At 68.1% G+C, this 17,906-nt stretch carries 21 protein-coding genes; 3 read left to right on the forward strand and 18 right to left on the reverse strand.

The genetic code is table 11. The features are described from left to right. Window positions 1-46: 46 nt before the first annotated feature. Window positions 47-460, reverse strand: a complete 414-nt coding sequence (locus LUX31_RS17035; RefSeq protein ID WP_235475633.1) for an ATP-binding protein — start codon at window positions 458-460, stop codon at window positions 47-49. A gap of 191 nt (window positions 461-651) precedes the next feature. Here LUX31_RS17035 and LUX31_RS17040 point away from each other — a divergent pair, with 191 nt between their 5' ends. Continuing rightward, window positions 652-1,503, forward strand: a complete 852-nt coding sequence (locus LUX31_RS17040; RefSeq protein ID WP_328285664.1) for a helix-turn-helix domain-containing protein — start codon at window positions 652-654, stop codon at window positions 1,501-1,503. 8 nt (window positions 1,504-1,511) lie between these two features. Further along, window positions 1,512-1,715, forward strand: coding sequence for a DUF397 domain-containing protein (locus LUX31_RS17045; RefSeq protein WP_235475634.1), 204 nt, complete (start codon window positions 1,512-1,514; stop codon window positions 1,713-1,715). A 215-nt stretch (window positions 1,716-1,930) separates the two neighbouring features. Here the strand turns inward: LUX31_RS17045 and LUX31_RS17050 are convergent, their stop codons facing one another. The 8 genes from LUX31_RS17050 to LUX31_RS17085 form a co-directional block, all read right to left on the reverse strand. Then, a complete protein-coding gene (locus LUX31_RS17050) occupies window positions 1,931-2,320 on the reverse strand; it encodes a hypothetical protein (RefSeq protein WP_235475635.1) in 390 nt (129 codons plus the stop codon). Window positions 2,321-2,511: 191 nt separating this feature from the next. Beyond that, window positions 2,512-3,156 (reverse strand): hypothetical protein, encoded by a 645-nt coding sequence (locus LUX31_RS17055; protein WP_235475636.1) that lies wholly within the window; start codon window positions 3,154-3,156, stop codon window positions 2,512-2,514. A gap of 26 nt (window positions 3,157-3,182) precedes the next feature. After that, a complete protein-coding gene (locus tag LUX31_RS17060; RefSeq protein ID WP_235475637.1) occupies window positions 3,183-3,611 on the reverse strand; it encodes a hypothetical protein in 429 nt (142 codons plus the stop codon). 65 nt (window positions 3,612-3,676) lie between these two features. Then, on the reverse strand, window positions 3,677-4,144 hold the full coding sequence (locus LUX31_RS17065; RefSeq protein ID WP_235475638.1) for a hypothetical protein: 468 nt from the start codon (window positions 4,142-4,144) through the stop codon (window positions 3,677-3,679). Between the two features lie 52 nt (window positions 4,145-4,196). Continuing rightward, complete coding sequence (locus LUX31_RS17070; RefSeq protein ID WP_235475639.1) at window positions 4,197-4,517, reverse strand: hypothetical protein; 321 nt, start codon at window positions 4,515-4,517, stop codon at window positions 4,197-4,199. Between the two features lie 123 nt (window positions 4,518-4,640). Next, window positions 4,641-5,108 carry a hypothetical protein gene (locus tag LUX31_RS17075; RefSeq protein ID WP_235475640.1) on the reverse strand — a complete coding sequence of 156 codons (468 nt, stop codon included), beginning with the start codon at window positions 5,106-5,108 and terminating at the stop codon, window positions 4,641-4,643. Between the two features lie 24 nt (window positions 5,109-5,132). Beyond that, on the reverse strand, window positions 5,133-9,719 hold the full coding sequence (locus LUX31_RS17080; RefSeq protein WP_235475641.1) for a DUF6531 domain-containing protein: 4,587 nt from the start codon (window positions 9,717-9,719) through the stop codon (window positions 5,133-5,135). Window positions 9,720-9,803: 84 nt separating this feature from the next. Further along, entirely contained in the window at window positions 9,804-10,451 is a 648-nt protein-coding gene (locus LUX31_RS17085) for a hypothetical protein (protein ID WP_235475642.1), read from the reverse strand. Between the two features lie 106 nt (window positions 10,452-10,557). Here LUX31_RS17085 and LUX31_RS17090 point away from each other — a divergent pair, with 106 nt between their 5' ends. Beyond that, window positions 10,558-10,908, forward strand: coding sequence for a hypothetical protein (locus LUX31_RS17090; protein ID WP_235475643.1), 351 nt, complete (start codon window positions 10,558-10,560; stop codon window positions 10,906-10,908). A 23-nt stretch (window positions 10,909-10,931) separates the two neighbouring features. Here the strand turns inward: LUX31_RS17090 and LUX31_RS17095 are convergent, their stop codons facing one another. The 9 genes from LUX31_RS17095 to LUX31_RS17135 form a co-directional block, all read right to left on the reverse strand. Then, complete coding sequence (locus tag LUX31_RS17095) at window positions 10,932-11,405, reverse strand: pilus assembly protein TadG-related protein (protein ID WP_235475644.1); 474 nt, start codon at window positions 11,403-11,405, stop codon at window positions 10,932-10,934. Between the two features lie 5 nt (window positions 11,406-11,410). Next, window positions 11,411-11,848, reverse strand: coding sequence for a TadE family protein (locus LUX31_RS17100; RefSeq protein ID WP_235475645.1), 438 nt, complete (start codon window positions 11,846-11,848; stop codon window positions 11,411-11,413). Beyond that, complete coding sequence (locus LUX31_RS17105; RefSeq protein ID WP_235475646.1) at window positions 11,848-12,351, reverse strand: TadE family protein; 504 nt, start codon at window positions 12,349-12,351, stop codon at window positions 11,848-11,850. The genes LUX31_RS17100 and LUX31_RS17105 overlap by 1 nt, the downstream gene beginning before the upstream one ends. Window positions 12,352-12,406: 55 nt before the next feature. Then, window positions 12,407-12,658: a hypothetical protein gene (locus LUX31_RS17110; protein WP_235475647.1), complete on the reverse strand. Its 252-nt coding sequence runs from the start codon at window positions 12,656-12,658 to the stop codon at window positions 12,407-12,409. Window positions 12,659-12,729: 71 nt separating this feature from the next. After that, window positions 12,730-13,653, reverse strand: a complete 924-nt coding sequence (locus LUX31_RS17115; protein WP_235475648.1) for a type II secretion system F family protein — start codon at window positions 13,651-13,653, stop codon at window positions 12,730-12,732. Then, entirely contained in the window at window positions 13,650-14,672 is a 1,023-nt protein-coding gene (locus tag LUX31_RS17120; RefSeq protein WP_443045968.1) for a type II secretion system F family protein, read from the reverse strand. Before LUX31_RS17120 ends, LUX31_RS17115 begins: the two co-directional genes overlap by 4 nt. Window positions 14,673-14,680: 8 nt before the next feature. Beyond that, window positions 14,681-15,991 (reverse strand): CpaF family protein, encoded by a 1,311-nt coding sequence (locus LUX31_RS17125; RefSeq protein ID WP_235475650.1) that lies wholly within the window; start codon window positions 15,989-15,991, stop codon window positions 14,681-14,683. After that, complete coding sequence (locus LUX31_RS17130) at window positions 15,988-16,887, reverse strand: hypothetical protein (RefSeq protein WP_235475651.1); 900 nt, start codon at window positions 16,885-16,887, stop codon at window positions 15,988-15,990. The genes LUX31_RS17125 and LUX31_RS17130 overlap by 4 nt, the downstream gene beginning before the upstream one ends. Before the next feature lie 16 nt (window positions 16,888-16,903). Then, a complete protein-coding gene (locus LUX31_RS17135; protein WP_235475652.1) occupies window positions 16,904-17,632 on the reverse strand; it encodes a hypothetical protein in 729 nt (242 codons plus the stop codon). Window positions 17,633-17,906 lie beyond the last annotated feature (274 nt).

Raw genomic sequence — 17,906 nt, forward strand, 5'->3', positions numbered from 1 at the left:
GACCATCCGCTCTCCTTTCCATCTTCCGTTCGGATCGATCAACGAGCTAGGCCGCGAGGAGGTCACCCCACACGTACTTGCCTCGCCGTCCGTCCCTGCTCAGCGGCTGCCAGCCCCACAGGTCGGCACAGGTGCTGACCAGGGCCAGGCCTCGCCCTTCCTCCAGTTGCGTGAGCTGCGCCAACGCCTCTGCGGAGGGCGGCGGTTGGGGCGGTTCGGGGTCGGCGTCCCATGCTCCGACGCGCAGGAAGCCGTCCCGCATGCGCAGGCGCAGGGCGACGGGGCCCTTGGTGTGGCGTACGGCGTTCGAGACCAGCTCCGTCGCGAGGAGTTCGGCGACGTCGGTGAGGCGGATCAGGCCGTGCATCGTGAGGACGAGGCGGACGGTACGGCGGCAGACGGTGACCGCGCGGAGGTCGTGGGGGATGTGGAGGACGTACTCCCAGTCGGTTTCGGGCATGCGTTGAACTCCGTTGGCGGGGAGGGGAGTTGACAGGGCGGAGCAGCGCGCTTCCAGGGATCCGGTGATTCCGCAGCGTGTGCGTCGCAGCACTGACGGTATTTCCTAACTTTAGGAATGTGCAACCCGTTGCCGTACTCTGACCCCCGAACGGGGCATACCCGCGAGGCAGTTGGAACGAGGAGGAACCGGTGCCGCCGAAGAGGCATCTCACGGCCCGCCGAGTGCGGCTGGGCACCGAACTGCGCAGGCTGCGCGAGGCGACAGGCATGAAGGCCCGCGAGGCCGCGGCGCTACTCGGAGCCGACTCCGTCCAGATGAGCCAGATCGAGTCCGGAGTCGTCGGCGTCAGTGCTGAACGCATCCGCCGCCTCGCCGCGAACTACGCCTGCACGGACGAGGCGTTGATCGAAGCGCTGGCGGCGATGGCAACGGATCGCACGCGCGGCTGGTGGGAGGATTTCCGGGGAGTTCTGCCCCCGGTGAACCTGGACGTGGCCGAGGCGGAGCACCACGCGACCTTCCTGCGCGAGGTCGTGGTCACCCACGTTCCCGGGCTCCTCCAGACCCCGGACTACGCACGCGCCGTCTTCGGATACATGCGCCCGGAGCTGCCCAAGAGCGAAGTGACGCCCCGAGTGGAATTCCGCATGCGGCGGCACACGGTCATCGAGGGCGACGCCCCCACCACGTACGAGACGATCGTCCACGAGTTCGCCCTACGCATCCGTGTGGCCGATCGCCAGGTCACTCGCGCTCAACTCCGGCAGATCCTGGACCAGATCGAGCAGGAGCACGTGACCGTACGCGTCATCCCCACCGACCAGGACGGCTTCGGCGGCGCCGACGCGTCGATGCTGTACGTCTGCGGCCCCGTGCCTCGGCTGGACACCGGAATCCGGGACGGCCCAACCGGGACCGCCTTCATCGACCCGGAACCTCAACTGAGCCACCTTCGAACGCTGTTCCGTAGGGTGGAGGAGGCGGCGCTGGACCCCACGGCGTCCCGGGACTTCGTCCACCGCTTGTCAAAGGAACTGTGAGGCGTCGCATGACCCAGGCCCTGCACTGGCGAAAGTCCACCTTCTCCGGCGGCGGCGAGGGCAACGCGTGCGTCGAGATAGCCGAACTGCACACCCGCATCGCCATCCGCGACTCCAAGGAACCGGCCCGCGGCGCCCTCTCCTTTCCACTCCGAGCCTTCACCGCCTTCGTCGAGACACTCAAGGCAGAAACTGCGCACACGACCGTCTGATCTCACGTCGACTCAGGGACACCGCCGCTTCCGGGGCTTGGTCCAGTTGCCCTGTGGTCGGTTTCGTTCCTGGGCCAGGATCCGTTCCATCGAACTCTGCCTTGCCTGTGTCTGCTCACTGTTCGAGTCCGAGCACAGCCTCGGTCGATCGCCACGGGAGAGCCGAAGCCCCGCACGTGCTCGATGAACTCCGGTGATACCTGAGGACCGGTCCGTCATGAGCGCGCCAACAGGCCGAAAGCCTCGACGAAGTCGCTCAGGACACGCGCCGAGAACGGGTCGGACGCCGGATCCTCCGGTGTGAGCACGCTGACGGCGAAGTACTCGGACAGCAGAAGGCCCGTCCCCTCCACGGCCAGGGCGCCCTCGGCCGACACGGACTCCACTCCGGCGACGGTCCGAGCCCGCAACGCCTGTGCGTGGAGCCGGTAGAACACCGAGAACGGCCTTTCGCCCAAGGCGTCCAGCACGTAGCCGTTCTCCTCCCAGAAGTCCTCCATCTCCTGGCCCGTGGAGAATGTGACTATGCCCGAGTAGCCGTCCTCGTCCGCTGCCGGGAGACTCCAGTCGGCCAGGCTGTCGGCCGTGAGCGGCTCACCGTGCAAGAACAGACCCGGCCGACGCCGGTGCCGGCATCGGACGAATCGTCCCATCGCCGTCGGGAAGGACGAGTCCACGACAAAGTCGGTCGAGTGTCCTGTGGCATCGACGAAATCTTCCCTTCGGACGGGACGGCTCCGGCGGAGCCTGGAACACAATGGCGCGTTCGTTGGATTGGGATCTCAGGCTGTAGCCCTCAGAGTTCCTCCAGCAGTTTCTCCAATAGTTCGTCGTACGCCCGGAAGCCTGCCTTTCCGCTCTCCGGCGCGTCCGACTCCGGGCGGAGGATGCCCGGCAGATGGGCGACTCGCCACATCCTGAAGATGTCGAGCGGGGCGCTGCCGCCCGTTCCGTCCGCCAAGTCCGCTGCGGTTGCGAGGAGTTCGGCGACTTTCGGCGCTCCCTGGTGGGGGTCCGTTCCGGTCGCGAGGGCGGCTGTGATCAAGGCCTGGAGGAAGTACGTCAGTTGCAGGTCCGCTGCCATCCGGCACATGCGTCGTACCACGGGTGGTTCTTCGAGGTTCTCGAGAGGCTGCGGAACTCCCGTGACACCCGCAGACCACAGGAGCAGGAACGCGGCAGGCACTTCATGGTCGCGGAACCGGCCCAGCTCGTCGACGATCGCCATGGCCGCGTCGCCGAATCGGCAGACCGACCGGATGCCGTCGAGCAGGCGCTCCACGTCGCTCTGCCTGCGGGCCAGGAAATCGCCCACAGAGACGTCAGCGAGCGCCCAGGTGCCTGTGGCGTTCACCGCACTGACTTCCACCACTCCCCCGAGCGGCCCGAACACCGCTCGCGCGAGCCGTACTTGCGAATCGGGGTCGATCTGCTCGCCCATACCGTTCAGCCATGTCCTCTCGAAATCTACTTCAGGAGATCGTCCGAGAACGGCTCTGGCTGTTCTCCCCAATGGAATCCGTAGCTTCTCTGTTCGGCGTCGAAGACAGCTCGTAACCCGTGATCGGGCAGGGAGAGTTCCTGCCGTATCCACCCGTCCATGGCCAACGCCGCGACCTCCGACCGGAAATGAGCGAGCGGGAACTCAAGAGCCGTGACTCGGACGCGTATTCCTTGAGGGTTCCGGAGGGCCAGGTCAGGTGCGTGCGCCGCCAGACCGAAGGAGAGCCAGGCCGCATCCCTCCAACTGACGCCCTGGGGCAGCGACAGGCTCACGTGTCGGTCAACCCGCAGGAAGAATTCATCGTCGGCGCCCGGCAGGGCGTACTCCGCTGTCAGGTCGGCGGCCAGACCGCCGAGAGGGCTCTGGAAACGGTACTTGAAGGTGCTGCTCATGTTGTCCTCGACCGCCACTTCAGCGGCCCTCTCCCGACCCACGCGCCCACGGCCGGCACACCCGGTCAGGAACGGTGTCCGCGCAGCGCCCGCCAGGTGTCTTCAACCGTTTCCCCGGACCGCAGCCACCAGCTCTCCAGCTTGTCGCGAACAGTCACAAGCACCCACCGCCTCTTGAACCATGGCGGCAGCTTCCGAAACGGTACGAACCCCAGCGTGTCTCTGATGGGGTGCTCGGCGATGCCGCCAGGCCCCTCGGCGCGCAGGGCCGCGTACAGCTCCGGGGTCAACTCCCCATTGAGCCGGGCCGCGTGCCCCGCTGCGGTGAACGCGAAGCCCCGCTGGCCGGCATCCGGCAGCCGCATCGCCCTGACGATCCGAGGCGACGCCTCCTCCAGCGAACAATGGAACGCCAACCCGATCACCGCCGTACCAAGACGATCCTCTCCGCGCTCGAACGCGGCATCCCACTCGGCGGGGTCATCGAGCCCCAGCAGGCCCTTGCCGCTTTCCCAGTCGTGCCCGGACGCCATACCCGACCTTCATTCACTTTTGCCCGCCGCACAGCGGCAGGAGCTCGAAGGCTCACGCCTTGAGCGTCCAGACATACGAGTTCCCAGAGGGAGCCGGCCTCACTTCCCATACGGAGAGATCCTCACCGGGCGCACCGTAAGGCAACCGCCCGTCCCGTGGCTCGAAGTAGAGACCGTAGGCCCAGTACTCCGGCATCTCATGACACATGAGGTCGGGGTACGGCTCGATCTGCACACCCTCGTACGTCGAGTTGATCCTGGCCACGGCTTCGGCTCGGGAGATTCCGAACCGGCTGACCATCTCCTCGGCGATCTCACGGAAATAGTCGAGCATTCCCCCGTCGAGTTCGACGAGAAACTCCGCAGTCCTCACGATGGATCAACTCTCCGTACGGATGAATTACCGAACCGTCGTGTCCGCCAAGTCCGATGCCATCCCGCTGATTTCGGTGACACCGGCCGCTCCCCACCCCAAGCCGCTTCGCCTCACACCCGCTCAGGAGCGGCGTCCGCGCAGCGCCTGCCAGGCGTCCTCGACCGCGTACTTGACGCTCGACCGCCAAGTCTCCAGTTTGTCCCGCACCCTTGACGCGATCTTCCGCCACTTGAACCACGGCGGCAGATCCCTGAACGGCACGAACGTCAGGGTGTCATCGACGGCGGTCTCGGCGAGGCCGCGATGGCCCACCGCCCGCAGTGCGGCGTACAGCTCTGGCGTCAAACCGCCGTTGAGCCGAGCCGCGGTTCCCGCCGCGGTGAACGCGAACCCGCGTTCATCGCGGTCCGGCAACTGCATCGCTCTGAGAATCCGAGGCGATGCCTCGTCCAACGAACACTGGAACGCCAAGCCGATCGCCGCCGTACCGAGATGCCGCTCGCCCCGCTCGAACGCGGCGTCCCACTCTGCGGGGTCGTCGATGCCCAGCAGGCCTTCGCCGCTTTCCCAGTCCCACTCGGACGCCATGGCCGGTCTTCCTCCGTATGCCCGTCACCCATCGCATGGGGGCGGGAGCACCTTCTGCTTCTTCTTGTTGTTGATCATCTTGGCCTTCACCAGCGCGGTCAGATCGTTCTCCTTGACAGCCGGCGACGGGTACGAGGACTGCACGTGGCCATGGTAGATCTCCTTGACGATATTGCCGTCCTTGTCCAGGATCTTGCGATGCCGGTCCAGGACCACGATCTCGTTGTTGACGTGGTCCACGCCGACGCGCCGGAATCTGTCCGGATTGTTCGGATCGCCCAACGGGAGGGACCGGTCCAACGCGGCCTGGCCATCGGTCGGCGCACGGCTCACCTCGCCCTTGGCGGAGGAACTGCTGCCTGAACCGTGTTTCGTGTACTCCGAGTCGTCGTAAACGCGCTCCGGCTCGTCGCCCTCAAGCCCGAGCGGGTCGGTCCAGCGCAAGGGGTTGTCGACGTACGCGTGGTGGTTCGGGGCGGGGACCAGGCCGAGGGGGTCGGGTGAGAGGTAGCTCGCCGTGTCCGGGTCGTAGTAGCGGGACAGGTTGTAGTGCAGGCCCGTCTCCGGGTCGCGGTACTGGCCCGGGAAGGCCAGCGGGCACAGGTCACCGTCGTCCTCGGCGGACAGCGGGCGTCCCCACAGGCTGGTGGCCGACCGCCAGGTGATCTCCCCGCCCTCGCCGATCAGTTCGGTGGGCGTGCCGACCAGGTCGGTGACGATCGCGTAGAACTGACGGTCGACCGCGGCCGGTTCTTCGGCTCGCCACCGGGTGCGCGACTGTGCCGCCGCGCGGTGCGTGCCCGGCTCCCAGTCCCAGGTGTCGGTCTGCACCACGCCGTCCCGGAGCGTCTGTTGCTCGGCGAGATTGGCCAGGTCCCAGGTGAAGAGGGTCTCGTCGGTGACCGAGCCGTGCTCGTCCAGACGCTGCTTGGCCGTACGCCGTCCCAGCACGTCGTAGCGGTAGCGCCACACCCCCTTGTCGGGCGTCTCGGCCTGGGTGAGATGGTCCTCGGCGTCCCAGGTGTACGTCCAGATCCGACGCAGCCCGGACAGCGTCCGCCGGATCATCCGGACCACGCGTCCCTGGGCGTCGTGCTCGTACGTCGTACGGCCGGCCGAGGTGACCTTCGTCCCGGAGTGCCGTGCCGGTCCCTGGGCGTCCTGGCTGCCCGGCGCCGGGTGGGCGGCGGCCGTGAGGTTGCCGAGTTCGTCGTAGGCGTAGGACTCGGTCCAGGCCTCGGCCGACACCTGGGTGACGCGGCCCGCGCGGTCGAGGTCGAAGCGACGGGAGCCGCCCAGCAGGTCGGCGATCCCGATCAGGTGGCCGTCCGCACGGTACGTGTACGAGCGGGCCTGACGGACGGTCGGGCTGCCGGGCCCGGCCTGGTCCTCGGCGGTTCCCGTCCGGATAATCTGCTCGACCAGACGGTGGCCCGCGTCCCAGGACTGCGTCAGCGTGGCCGCGCCGCCCAGGCCGCGGGCGGTTTCCCGGCCGGCCGCGTCGTGCGCGAAGGTCAGTTCACCGGCCGCGGTGACGAGGGCGGTGGGGAGTCCCGCGGAGTCGTACGACCAGTGCGAGGTGGCGCCGGAGGGGGTGGTCCGCCGAGTCCTTCGGCCCAGCAGGTCGTACTCGCTCGTGACGGTACGGCCGTCGACGGATTCCGCGACGATCCTGCCCACCGCGTCGCAGTCGTACGTGACCCTGCTGTCGGCGTTCACGGCTTCGACCAGCCGGCCCGCCGCGTCGTAGCGCAGAGACGTCGCCACCGCGCCGTCGTGGGTACGCGACGTCAGCACCCGACCTGCGGCGTCACGGGTCAGCCGAAGGGCCTGGCCGGTACCGTTCGTGCGCTCGACCTGGCGACCGGTCGGGTCGTAGCCGTACGTGAGCGTGCGCCCGTTGAAGTCCGTCTCGCCGATCAGGCGGCCCGCCGCGTCATAGCGGTAACTCCACTCGGCGCCGAGTGGATTGGTCACCACAGTGAGCCTGAGCTCGGCGTCGTGGGTGAAGACGTAGCGGGTGCCGTCCGGGTCGGTCCTGGCACTGGGCAGGTCGAAGGCGCCGTACTCGAAGGCGGTGGTGAACCCGCCCGCGTCGCGGTGCTCGGTGAGGTTGCCCTCGGCGTCGTACGACCAGGACTCGCGGCCGCCGTCGGCGCGCTCCCGCCACAGCAGCAGGCCCTCGGGGTTCCAGCCCTGACGGACGCTCCCGCCGACCGGGTCGTCGATCCGCACGACACGGCCGTACGCGTCCCTGTGTACGGTGGCGACACTTCCGCGCAAATCCACAACCCGCACCGGAAGGCCGGCCCCGTCGGTGTCGAAGCGGATGGTGTTGCCGAGCGCGTCGGTCTGCGCGATCCGGTGCCCGTGTTCGTCGTAAGTGTACGAACTCACCGCCCCCAGCGGGTCGGTGCTGCTGAGCAGGTTGCCCCGGTCGTCGTACGCGCACTCCCAACGCGCCCCGTCGGGCTCCGTGATGGCGATGGGCTGGCCGTCGGCGTCGTACTCCACGTGGATGCTGGTGCCGTCGGGGCGGTCCATGCGCACGGGTTCGCCGTGCTCGCCGAGGGTGAATCGGGTCGTGTGGCCCAGTTCGTCGGTGCGGGAGAGCATCCGCCCGTAGCGGTCCCACTCGGAGTGGGTTGTGTGGCCGAGCGGGTCGGTCACGGCCGCCAGTTGGTGGAGGTCGTTGTAGCGGTACGTCGTCGTGCCGCCGAGTGCGTCGGTGTAGCGCGTCTCGCGGTTCTCGCTGTCGTACTCGACCGTGCAGGAAAGGCTGCCGTCGTCGCCCTCGCCTGCGGTGCAGCGGTCCAGGGCGTCGTAGGTGAAGCGGTAGGAGTAGCCGTTGCGGTCGGTCCACGACGTGATGCGCGCGCGGGCGTCGTACGTCAGTTTCCGGGGCAGCCCACTGGAGTTGTGGATCTCGGTGAGGTTGCCGTCGGCGGCATAGCCGAAGCGCCTGACCACCGTGCCGTCGGGACCGTCCTCCGGGTGGTGGACCCGGAGTCTGGTGACGCGTCCGTTCTCGGTGTCGACGTACACGCGGCGGCCCGCCGAATCCCGTACGACCACCGGCGTGCCGTCGTCGTCGCGGTCGAAGTCGATACGGAGGCCGTTGCGGTCGGTCATCGCGACGATGGGAAGGGCGAACGTCTCGTCGACCGGTGTCGGGGTCCTGCTCGCGGCGAAGTGGCGCGTGATGCCGGTGTCCGGGTCGGTGATCCTGACGGGAGCACCCGGGGCACCGTCCCAGTCCAGCGGCCGGCGCGGGCCCTCCAGTGGCAGAACCGAGGTGCCCGGTGTGGGCACGGGGTAGAAGAGGAGCATGCCGTCCTCGGCGGCGAGAACGGCGCCCTCCTCGTCCAGTTCGAGGCGTTCGTCCAGGGTGGAGGCCCAGGACGGCCCGAAGAGGCGGCCGTACGAGTAGGAGGAGAGGTGCGTGCGGCGCAGCACCACCGGGAGCAGTCCCGGCAGGTCGACATCGGTCTCCTCCATCAGCATGTCGCCGGAGATCATGTCGATGGGGTCGCCGTTCTTGCAGCGGCCCTTGGTGGGCTTGGCGTGCGCCACAGCGTCGTCGGCTTCCTTACGCAGGCCCTTCTTCCCCAGGCCCTTGGCCATGGCCTTGAGACCGCCCTTGCCCAGGACCTTCATGCCCTTGGCGAGGCCGCCGAGGGTCGTCAGCCCCTTCATCCCCGGTATGCAGTCCAGCGCGGCAAATCCCACATCCCACAGAGACGCCTGTCCCTTGGAATACTTGTAGAGCGTGTCCGCCAGCACCACCAGCGCCGCGATCAGCACGATCGCGCCCAGGATCGGCCCCCCGATAATCATCGCGACGACCCCGAGCACCGCGACGACGATCTTGCACACGGCGACGATGCTGTCCCAGTTGTCGACGAACCAGTCGCCGACCTCCTCCCACCAACTCCGGTTCTGGATACCGGCATCGGAGGCCTCGTCGATCCTCCGCTTCGCCTCGCCCGCCGCCTCCTCGCGCATCTTCCGCGCGTCCTCGGCCATCTTCTTCGCCGCGTCCAGCGCCGACTGGGCACTGGAGACGTCCGACTGGGCCGTGCTCTGCGCCGACTTGGCGTGCTGGGCATCCCGAGTCGCGGCCCGGACCTTCGCCTCGTCCGGCGGCTCCGCCGCCTTGCTGCCGGTGGGGTCGTCCTTGTACTTGTCCGACTCCTTCGTGGCGCGGGTAACCCACGAATCGGCCGAGGACAGGCGGGACTTGGCCGAGGAGAGGTCCGCCTGCGCCTCCCGCCCCTTGGCCAGCGCCTTGTCCGCCAGCGCCTGCGCCCGCTCCAGCTTCGGCCAGTAATCCACCAGCGCGTCACCGCACAGGTCGTACGACCGCTTCAGCTTCTTCAGATTCTTCGGCACATCCGCGAACTCGTCCTGGAACACCTCAGCGGTCTTGCCCGCCCACTCCAGCGTCTCGTTCTCCGACGCCATCCCCTTGATCAACCGCAGCGCGTCCGACACGTCATCGGCGAAGTCATGCAAGGTACGGGCGAGTTGGCGGACTCGGTGCGGGTCACCGGGCGTCGGGTCCTTGTCCAGGTCCAGCACATGCCAATCCGCCGGCCGATACCCCGCCATCCCGCAACCCCCGTCACCTGCGCGCCACCAACAACCATGTGCACACGTGAACCTACAAGGAACGGCCGTTCGGAGTGAAGGAGATCAGTCGCTGAACCGGAATGTCGAGGTGATCGCGTCGAAGATGTCGAAGAACGACTCCGCGAGGTCCAGCACCTGGCTGCTGCCCGCCACCAGAGCCACCTTGCCCTCCTGGCCCGGCACCGGGATGAACGTCTGCATCAGCACAGCCCTGATGGTGCGGCCGAGTTCGTCCCCCGGTACGGCGATGTCCTCGACGCCGTACGTACGGGCCGCCGGGCCGACGCCGGGGATGTCGACGGTCGTCACCTTCCGCCAGCTGTCCCCTTCCCGCTTCGCCTCCTTGACCGCCAACTGGGCCACGATGGCCGCCGGTTCGGTCGAGAGCGGCGTGCCGTCCTGGGCCCGGCCGCCGACCATCGAGACCGTCACCGAGCCGGTGATCGGGGTGTCGCCGCCGAAGCTCTCGGCCATGCAACCGCAGTACAGCGCACCCGACTTCCACGCGTCCGCCGCCGCCTTCCGGAGGAACGCGGTGTACGTGTCGCGGTACGGGGCCAACTCCTCGCGCTGCCGCACCCGTTCGTCCACCATCCGCCGGATGGAGTCGTCGCGTGACTCGGGGCGCACGTCGAACTCCCACCACGACTCGGGCACCTTGATCCGGAACCCACCTCGCTCGACCGTCTGCGCTTCGCTGTAGCGGGCCATGTCCTCACTCCACCCCGTTGACTCGATCTCCCGTGCCGACATCGTTCCGTTGTACGGTGCCGATCAGACACTGATCAGACTACGAGGCACTCCGGGGGACTCACACATGGGCAAGGGCAAGTCCGACCTCACGCTCCCGCTGAGCGAACTCGAGGACTACGGCAGCCGGTTGCGTTCCATCAAGACCCGGCTGAACCACACCAAGAAGCTCTTCGAGTCCTACCGGGACGACATCGGCGACGGCAGCGTGAACGACGCCCTAGAGGACTTCGAGTCCAACTGGGAGGACGGGCGCGAGGACATCACCCAGCAACTGGACGCCCTCGCGAGCATGTCCGACGCCGTCGTCCGCGAGTTCAAGAAGCTGGACGACGAACTGGCCAAGCAGGTCAACGAGAAGATGACGACCAAGGACACCAGGGGCAGCGGCCAGAGTGGCAGCGGCGGCAACAAGTGAGCTGAGCGGCCCCCGTACCCCCCTCACCCCACCTCGTTCTCCGCCACAGCCTCGCCCCGTACCGTCACATCCCCGCCGTAGAACAGCCCCGTGAACACCGGCGAGTACGTCAACTGCACCTCGACCTGCACCTCGTCCGCGTTCGCCGCCACGCAGTGGGACGCGCCCGTGTCCGCGGCGGACATGCCCATCTCCTGGGCGAAGGCCTTCACGCGGGCGTCGCAGTTCTGGAAGTTGATCGGGGCGCCGCCCGCCGCGTTGCCGTAGAGGGCTTCGAGGTCGATGTCCTGGGCGGCGTAACGCGCCGCCTGTTCCGCGATGTCCGCCGCGCGTTCCCGCTTCGAGATGGACATGCCGCCGTCGATCACGAAGGCGGAGAGGGAGAGGAAGAGGAGGGCGAAGATGATCACGGCGCCGGCACCCGAGCCGCGGTCGTCCAGGCGGGCTCGGCGCGACCTGAACCAGGTGCCCACGACCGCTCCGACAGAGCTGTCCATCCGGCTCACCCTGCCTTCCTCTTGAAGGGGTCCAGCGGCGACGTGAACGAACCCGTCAGCCGCGTCGGGATGTCCAGGCCCAGCATGGCCAGACCCCGTACCTCGCAGCTGACGTCGACCGAGAAGAGGTCCGCGTCCGCGAAGCCGGCGCTCGTCTTGGTCACGGTCACCGGGCCGTCGCAGATGTCCGTCAGGTCGGCCTCCGCCGCCGCGCGGGCCTCCGCCATGGCGAGGCCCTCCTCCCACTGCAAGGAGCCCGAACGGGCTGCGTCCCGCGCAGCCCCGTCAAGAGCACCCCGCCCGTCGACCAGTTGCCCGAAGGCCACCAGCACCAGGATGAACATGATCATCACCGGGGCGAGGATCACCACCTCGATGGTGGACAGGCCACGGTCGCCGTACTCCCGCACGCCGCGACTCCGTACATCAGAAGGCGAGTTCATCAGTTCTCCCCCTCCCGAACGAACCGCTCCACCGGCCCCACCGACTGCGCGTGCACCGTCAGATCGAACCCGGGGAACACCGTGGGCACCCGTGCCGTGATCTCCACGCCCACCGTGTTCACCTCGGGCTGGAGCATCGTCACGTTCGGCGACAGGACCAGGCTCGGGCCGAGTTGCTGGATGTAGCTGTCCACGACGTCCTGCGCCTCGCCCCGCCAGGCGCCCGGCTGATCGTGGGCCATCGCGCGGGCCTTGCGGGCGCCTGCCTGGGCCGCCGCCTGGGCCACATGGTCCGCGAAGAAGTACAGCGCGAACTGCACCGTCGCGAAGATCATGAAGAAGAGTACGGGCGTCAGCAGCACGAACTCGATCGCGGTCATGCCGGAGTCGGACCTGCCGGCCCCGGACCTACCGGCGCCGGACGTGCCGGAGTCACCGCGGGCGGACGCCGACTCCCGTGCGGCCTCCACCCTTCGGCGTACCCATCTGCCTGCGCCACCCACGAGCAACAACCCCGTCAACCGACTCGACCCCGTACACCCCGTTTTCGTACGACGATCAGCAGGTGCCGCTCGCCTTGGCGCCCTTGATGCAGTCGCCGACCTTGTTGGCGCCGTCGCTCAGCGCGGTGTTGATGATCGCGGCGACCACGCCGACGATCGCCACGACGACCGCGGAGATGATGACCCACTCGACCGCGGACGCACCGCGGTCCAGCTCGCCGGAGCGCGCACGCTCCACCCGGGCCTGGAAGAAGGTGACCAGGAAGTCCATTGCCGGGATCCCGGTGCTGAAGTTCCGTCCGTTCATGGTGAGTTGTCCTCTCAAATCAAAAAGAATCTTGGGGCATGGGCAGTACTGGAATCAGCACTGGAAATGACTCAGACCTGGAACACACGCATCGCCGCCGGATAGATCAGGAACACCAGGAAGCCGGCGCAGAGCAGCAGTTGGGCCACGAGCATCGACTGGGACTTCTCGCCCGCGCTGCCCTCGATCTCGGCGAGTTCGCGGTGCCGCATGGTCTCGGCGCGGGAGGCGAGGGACTCACGGACCTTCGCTCCGTCGTCGGCGACGAGCGCGAGGGAGGCCGACAGATCCTTCAGCTCCTCCACACCCAGCTCCTCGCCCAGCGAACCCAGCGCCTGCCACTGGCTGGTGCCGGTGATACGAGCGTCCGCGAGCGCGTTGCGGATGCGCTGGGTGGCCCAGCCGTCCGACACCTCCGCCGCCGCCATCAGCGCCTCCGGCAGACCCCGGCCGCCGGCCAGGCTCATCGACACCAGGTCGAGATACGCCCCGATCACCCGCCGCAGATCACGCCGCTTGTCGGCCGCGTCCCGCCGTACCTCCAGGTCGGGCAGGAAGAAGAAGACCAGCGCGAAGAGCAGCGCCAGCCAGACCGGGATGGCCGGGCTGCTGGCCATGCTCAGCGTGTAGACGATGGCGAACAGGAACGGGCCGAAGAACAGACCGGCCGCCCCCAGCAGCACCTTCGTCGCGAGGAAGTTCTCCCAACTCCGGTCCAGGACGGCCAGATCGGCCCGCAGCGAGCGCTGCTCCCAGCCCTGCTGGAAGTAGAAGTCCGAGACCCGGACGCCCACTTGGGCCCGGAACGAACCGATCCGCCCGGCATCCTGCGTGCGATGGGCCGACTCGTACGCCGCTCCCCGCGCCCGCATCGCGTCGATCCGCGCGACCTGCGCGACCGCGCTCCGCTTCGACGGCATCAACGCCCGTACGAGGACGTAGATACCGAGGCCCAGGACGGCGCCGACCAGCACGGGCATGGTCAGGTCGTTCATCGACGTACCCCTTCCTCGGCGCCGTACGGCGGCTGTCCCTGCGCACCCGGGTTCGGCACCTGGGGCGGCCGTACGAACTTCACGGACGCGTCGTCCCGTACCAGGAAGCGTTCGGGTGTCTCGATGGTCGACAGCTTGCGCAGCCACCAGAAGCCGAGCGCGAACAGGCCGCAGACGCCGGCGAGTACGACCTGGCCGATCGGTGTGCCGTACGGCTCGACGAACTCCCGGTTGAAGATGGCGAGTCCGAGGACGAAGGCGACGGACACCGCCACAACGATCTGTACGGACCGCCGAGTCGACGACCGCTGCGCCATGACGCGCTGCCGCATGTCGACCTCCTCGCGCGCCGACTTGGCGAGCGCGCCCAGGACTTGACGCAGACCCGGGCCGCGCAGCCGTGAGTTGAGGATGAGCGCAGCGACGATGATGTCGGCGGACGCGTCGTCGATCTCGTCGGCGAGCTGCTGCAGCGCCTCGGGGAGCGGGGTACGGGAGCGGAGCCGGTCGACCATCGCGTCCAGGTGCGGACGCAGTACCGGTGCCGCCGCGCGCGCCGACGCCGGGATCGCCTGCTCCAGACCGACCGCGCCGGCGATCGTGTCGCGCAGCGACTCCGTCCAGGAGGCGAGGGCCTCCACGCGCCGCATTCCGGCCCGTTCCTCCGCCGCGCCGCCGAAGAGACGGTCCCAGAAGAAGACGAGGACGCCGGCCGCGATACCGGCCACCGCCCACCGGGTGAGCACCAGCACGGCGAGTCCGACGAGGGCGGCGAGCGAACCGCGCTGCCCCGCGAACCGGATGAGTTCGTTGGCCCGCTCGCTGGCCTTCTGCTTCTCGTGCTCCGGCTTGGCCGGCAGCCCGCGGATCGCGACGACGAGCAGCGCGAGCCCGCCGCCGACGGCGATACCGGCCACGAGCGAGTAGAGGACCTCGGTGGAGAACAGCCCGCCCATGGAGCCGAGAGAGCCGACGGCCGCCGAGTACGTGTCACCGGACGCACTATTGGTTGTAGTCATGATCATGGTCACCCCCAGTTCCCGCCGGGCAACCGGTACCCGTGCGCGACCAGATCGTCGAGGCAGGAGATGGGCGCGTGCGGCACGATGCGGCCGTCCGGGGTCTCGGCGAAGACCTCGCTGGACAGCACCCGGCCGTCCACGCCGTTGACCTCACGGACCGAGGTCACCATGCGCTGGAGCCGGCCGCCCGTGTGGAAGTTGTTGCGCCGCGTGATGAAGACGACGAAGTTCACGGCGCCCGCGACGAGCATCTGGCTGGCCTCGATGGGCAGCCGTTCCGTCGCCTGGAGCGCGTACGTGGAAATACGGTTGAAGACCTCGTGCGAGCTGTTGGCGTGGATCGTGGAGAGCGAGCCGTCGTTGCCCTGCGACATCGCGTTGAGCATCGTCACGATCTCGTCGCCGAGCACCTCACCGACGATGACGCGCGAGGGGTTCATACGCAGCGACCGCCGCACCAGCTCGGCCATCGAAATCATGCCCTGGCCCTCGGAGTTGGGCAGCCGCTCCTCGAACGCCACGACGTTGGGGTGGAGTTCGGGGAACTGGTCGAGGCCCAGCTCCAGCGCACGCTCGACGGTGATGAGGCGCTCGTGCGGCGGGATCTCGTTGGCGAGGGCCCGAAGCAGCGTCGTCTTACCGGCGTTGGTGGCACCCGCGATCATGATGTTCTTCCGGGCGCGCACGGCACAGGCCATGAAGTGCGCGACTTCGGGGGTGACGGTCCCGTTGCCGACAAGGTCGGAGATGAAGACCTTCCCCATGCGCGCACGACGAATGGAGAGCGCGGGTCGACGCGTCACATCCATGACGGCGGACAGTCGGGACCCGTCCGGCAGCCGCAGGTCGAGCTGCGGATTGGCGGAGTCGAAGGGCCGGGAGGAGAGCCCGGAGTAGGCGCCAAGAACCTGAATGAGCTCAATCAGCTCTTCATCGCTCTCGGCGACAGGATCACCGGCAACCTCACGCCCATCCGAGTACCCGACGAAGACCTGGTCGTACCCGTTGATGTCGATGTTCTCGACGTCGGGGTTGTCGAGCAGTGGCTGCAGCCGCCCGACACCGAAGAGCGCGGCGTGCACGGCGGCCGCGTACTGCTCCTCGGTCTCGGCATCCAGCGGCGTACGCCCGGCGTTGATCTCGGTCCGGGCGTAGTCCTCGAGGATCTGGGCTATGACGGCACGCGCGTACTGCCGCTCGTCCTCACCGGACATCGGCGTGACGTTCGAGGCCTGGTCGAGCCGACGCTGCTCGGAGATCCGGTCACCGGCGTCCTGCCGGAACCGCTTGACCAGCGAGTGGTCGACAGCGGTCATCGGCCGGCTCCGGCATGGCCGGAGTAGCCCGCGTGGCCGGGCTGTTGACCGCCCGGCTGCTGGATCTGCTGCGCCTGGTGGCCCTGACCGGGTACGGACCATGCGGCGCCGTACTGCTGATACAGATCCGAAGTCACCTTGCGGGCCGACCTGATGAGCATCGACTTGTCGAGCCGCCCGCGCTTGCGCCCGGCCAACTGCTCGGCCCCGGCGGGGTCTTCGGCGAGCGTGCCGACGACACGGGCACCCGTCTGCGCGTGTACGAGCATGTCGTTGACCTGGTTGACCAGCTTGCCCGAGTTGTTCGGATCGGCGATCAGGACGACCCCGATGAACGGCGTACCGAGGCTGGCGGCCCCGCGCGGACCACCGTGCAGCTTGGTGGAGAGAGCGGCGGCACGATCGCGCACGCGAGCGATGGCCTCGGGCTCGGTACGCGAGATGAGCAGCACGAGGGCGGCATGCGGGAACAGTTCGACGACAGGCGTGTCCCCGCTGATGCGTCCGCAGTCGGCTATGACGTCGGCGGGCGCGTTCGGAGAGTCGGCGAGCTGCGCGAAGGCGCTGCCGAGGGTGGGCCAGAGCCCCGCGAGCCCGGCGGCCTGCTCGGCGATGCCGAGCCCGACGAGCACTTCGAGCCCACCGCTCAACGGCTGTACGTGGTCCCAGAGTTGATCGGGAACGAGCCCACGCCGCGCGGTCGCTGCGATGGACAGCATGCCGGTGTTCGGGTTGAGCATCCCGCCGTGCGCGGCGGCACTGCGGTACACGAGGTCACCGCCGGCCGGGTCGGTCTCGGCGAGCAGGGCCCGCCGCGGCCAGACCGCCGCGAGAGCGACGGCCGCGGTGGTCACGCCGGGGGAACCCTTGTCGGCGGCAAGAACGATGAGCGCCATGGTTCTGGGGCCGCCTTCAGCTGCTGGGGATGAGCACGAGAGCCACTTGGCCTGCGGCGGCTGCCTGAGCGAGGTCGGCGGCCTTGGTGCTGTCCACGGTGAGGGTGACGGGGAGGTTGGTGCTGCTTATGACGTCACCACTGCTCGCCGCCGGCTTTACGTAAGTGACCTTCGCCTTGTCCACGATCGGGCTGGTGCTGGCGCCGGACGAGGAGGAGTCACTGGAACCGGTGGTAGAGCCGGTGCCGGTGGTATTGCCGACGCGGTAGGCGGCGACGAAGCTTCCGGCCTTGAGTCCGTTCGGGTACTGCCCCTCCTTGAGGGAGAGTCCGACGGTGGCCTGCCCGGCAGCGACGCCTCCGTCGGAGCCGAACATCTGTCCCATGACGACCGTGCCCTCGTAGATCGTGGACCTGGCCTTGAGGGTCTTGAGGGTGTCCAGCTGGGTCCACTCGACATAGTTGATACCAGTGTCGGCAGCGACCATGACGGACGTCGTGTTGGCCTTACTGACGGACCCCCCGGCCGGGATTTCGTCGGTCACCTTGATGACCTCGATCCGGTCCCCCGCCCGCAGCACGAGCATCGTCGCGCCCAGCGCGCCGACCAGGATCAAAAGCACCGCAAGAGCGGCAAGAGCCGGCTTGCGCTCACGAGGCGGCGCAGGCAGCCGATCGCCGGCCATCGGCTGAGCCGGCGCTGCGGGGCGACCTTGCGCCGTCCCCATACGCTCTTGGATCTTCACGCAACCGCTCCCCGTTACACCCAGGAAAACTTACCTATTCGCCAAAATAGGACATCTCGCCCACATCTATAGATGTTTACACAAGGCAACTAGGGTAGATATCCAGCCCAGGCGCGGGCGTCAAGCCATCGCACCGTATCAGCAGCACATAAGCCCCTCAAGGCGCACCCGACGTCACGATCCCCTCGGGGACCGGAAGGGCTCGACACGCAACTCCAACCATGCCGCTTCCGCGCGACCAAGCCTGCCGGGTAAACCCATCTTGCTTTATGTG

The sequence above is a fragment of the Streptomyces sp. GQFP genome (assembly GCF_021545335.1).
Taxonomy (GTDB): domain Bacteria; phylum Actinomycetota; class Actinomycetes; order Streptomycetales; family Streptomycetaceae; genus Streptomyces.

What these genes read in the sequence shown, in the direction of transcription:
- LUX31_RS17035 (WP_235475633.1), bottom strand. Translation starts at nt 460, where the DNA reads ATGCCCGAAACCGACTGGGAGTACGTCCTCCACATCCCCCACGACCTC.
- LUX31_RS17045 (WP_235475634.1), top strand. Translation starts at nt 1,512, where the DNA reads ATGACCCAGGCCCTGCACTGGCGAAAGTCCACCTTCTCCGGCGGCGGC.
- LUX31_RS17055 (WP_235475636.1), bottom strand. Translation starts at nt 3,156, where the DNA reads ATGGGCGAGCAGATCGACCCCGATTCGCAAGTACGGCTCGCGCGAGCG.
- LUX31_RS17060 (WP_235475637.1), bottom strand. Translation starts at nt 3,611, where the DNA reads ATGAGCAGCACCTTCAAGTACCGTTTCCAGAGCCCTCTCGGCGGTCTG.
- LUX31_RS17065 (WP_235475638.1), bottom strand. Translation starts at nt 4,144, where the DNA reads ATGGCGTCCGGGCACGACTGGGAAAGCGGCAAGGGCCTGCTGGGGCTC.
- LUX31_RS17075 (WP_235475640.1), bottom strand. Translation starts at nt 5,108, where the DNA reads ATGGCGTCCGAGTGGGACTGGGAAAGCGGCGAAGGCCTGCTGGGCATC.
- LUX31_RS17080 (WP_235475641.1), bottom strand. Translation starts at nt 9,719, where the DNA reads ATGGCGGGGTATCGGCCGGCGGATTGGCATGTGCTGGACCTGGACAAG.
- LUX31_RS17085 (WP_235475642.1), bottom strand. Translation starts at nt 10,451, where the DNA reads ATGGCCCGCTACAGCGAAGCGCAGACGGTCGAGCGAGGTGGGTTCCGG.
- LUX31_RS17090 (WP_235475643.1), top strand. Translation starts at nt 10,558, where the DNA reads ATGGGCAAGGGCAAGTCCGACCTCACGCTCCCGCTGAGCGAACTCGAG.
- LUX31_RS17095 (WP_235475644.1), bottom strand. Translation starts at nt 11,405, where the DNA reads ATGGACAGCTCTGTCGGAGCGGTCGTGGGCACCTGGTTCAGGTCGCGC.
- LUX31_RS17100 (WP_235475645.1), bottom strand. Translation starts at nt 11,848, where the DNA reads ATGAACTCGCCTTCTGATGTACGGAGTCGCGGCGTGCGGGAGTACGGC.
- LUX31_RS17110 (WP_235475647.1), bottom strand. Translation starts at nt 12,658, where the DNA reads ATGAACGGACGGAACTTCAGCACCGGGATCCCGGCAATGGACTTCCTG.
- LUX31_RS17115 (WP_235475648.1), bottom strand. Translation starts at nt 13,653, where the DNA reads ATGAACGACCTGACCATGCCCGTGCTGGTCGGCGCCGTCCTGGGCCTC.
- LUX31_RS17120 (WP_443045968.1), bottom strand. Translation starts at nt 14,672, where the DNA reads ATGACTACAACCAATAGTGCGTCCGGTGACACGTACTCGGCGGCCGTC.
- LUX31_RS17125 (WP_235475650.1), bottom strand. Translation starts at nt 15,991, where the DNA reads ATGACCGCTGTCGACCACTCGCTGGTCAAGCGGTTCCGGCAGGACGCC.
- LUX31_RS17130 (WP_235475651.1), bottom strand. Translation starts at nt 16,887, where the DNA reads ATGGCGCTCATCGTTCTTGCCGCCGACAAGGGTTCCCCCGGCGTGACC.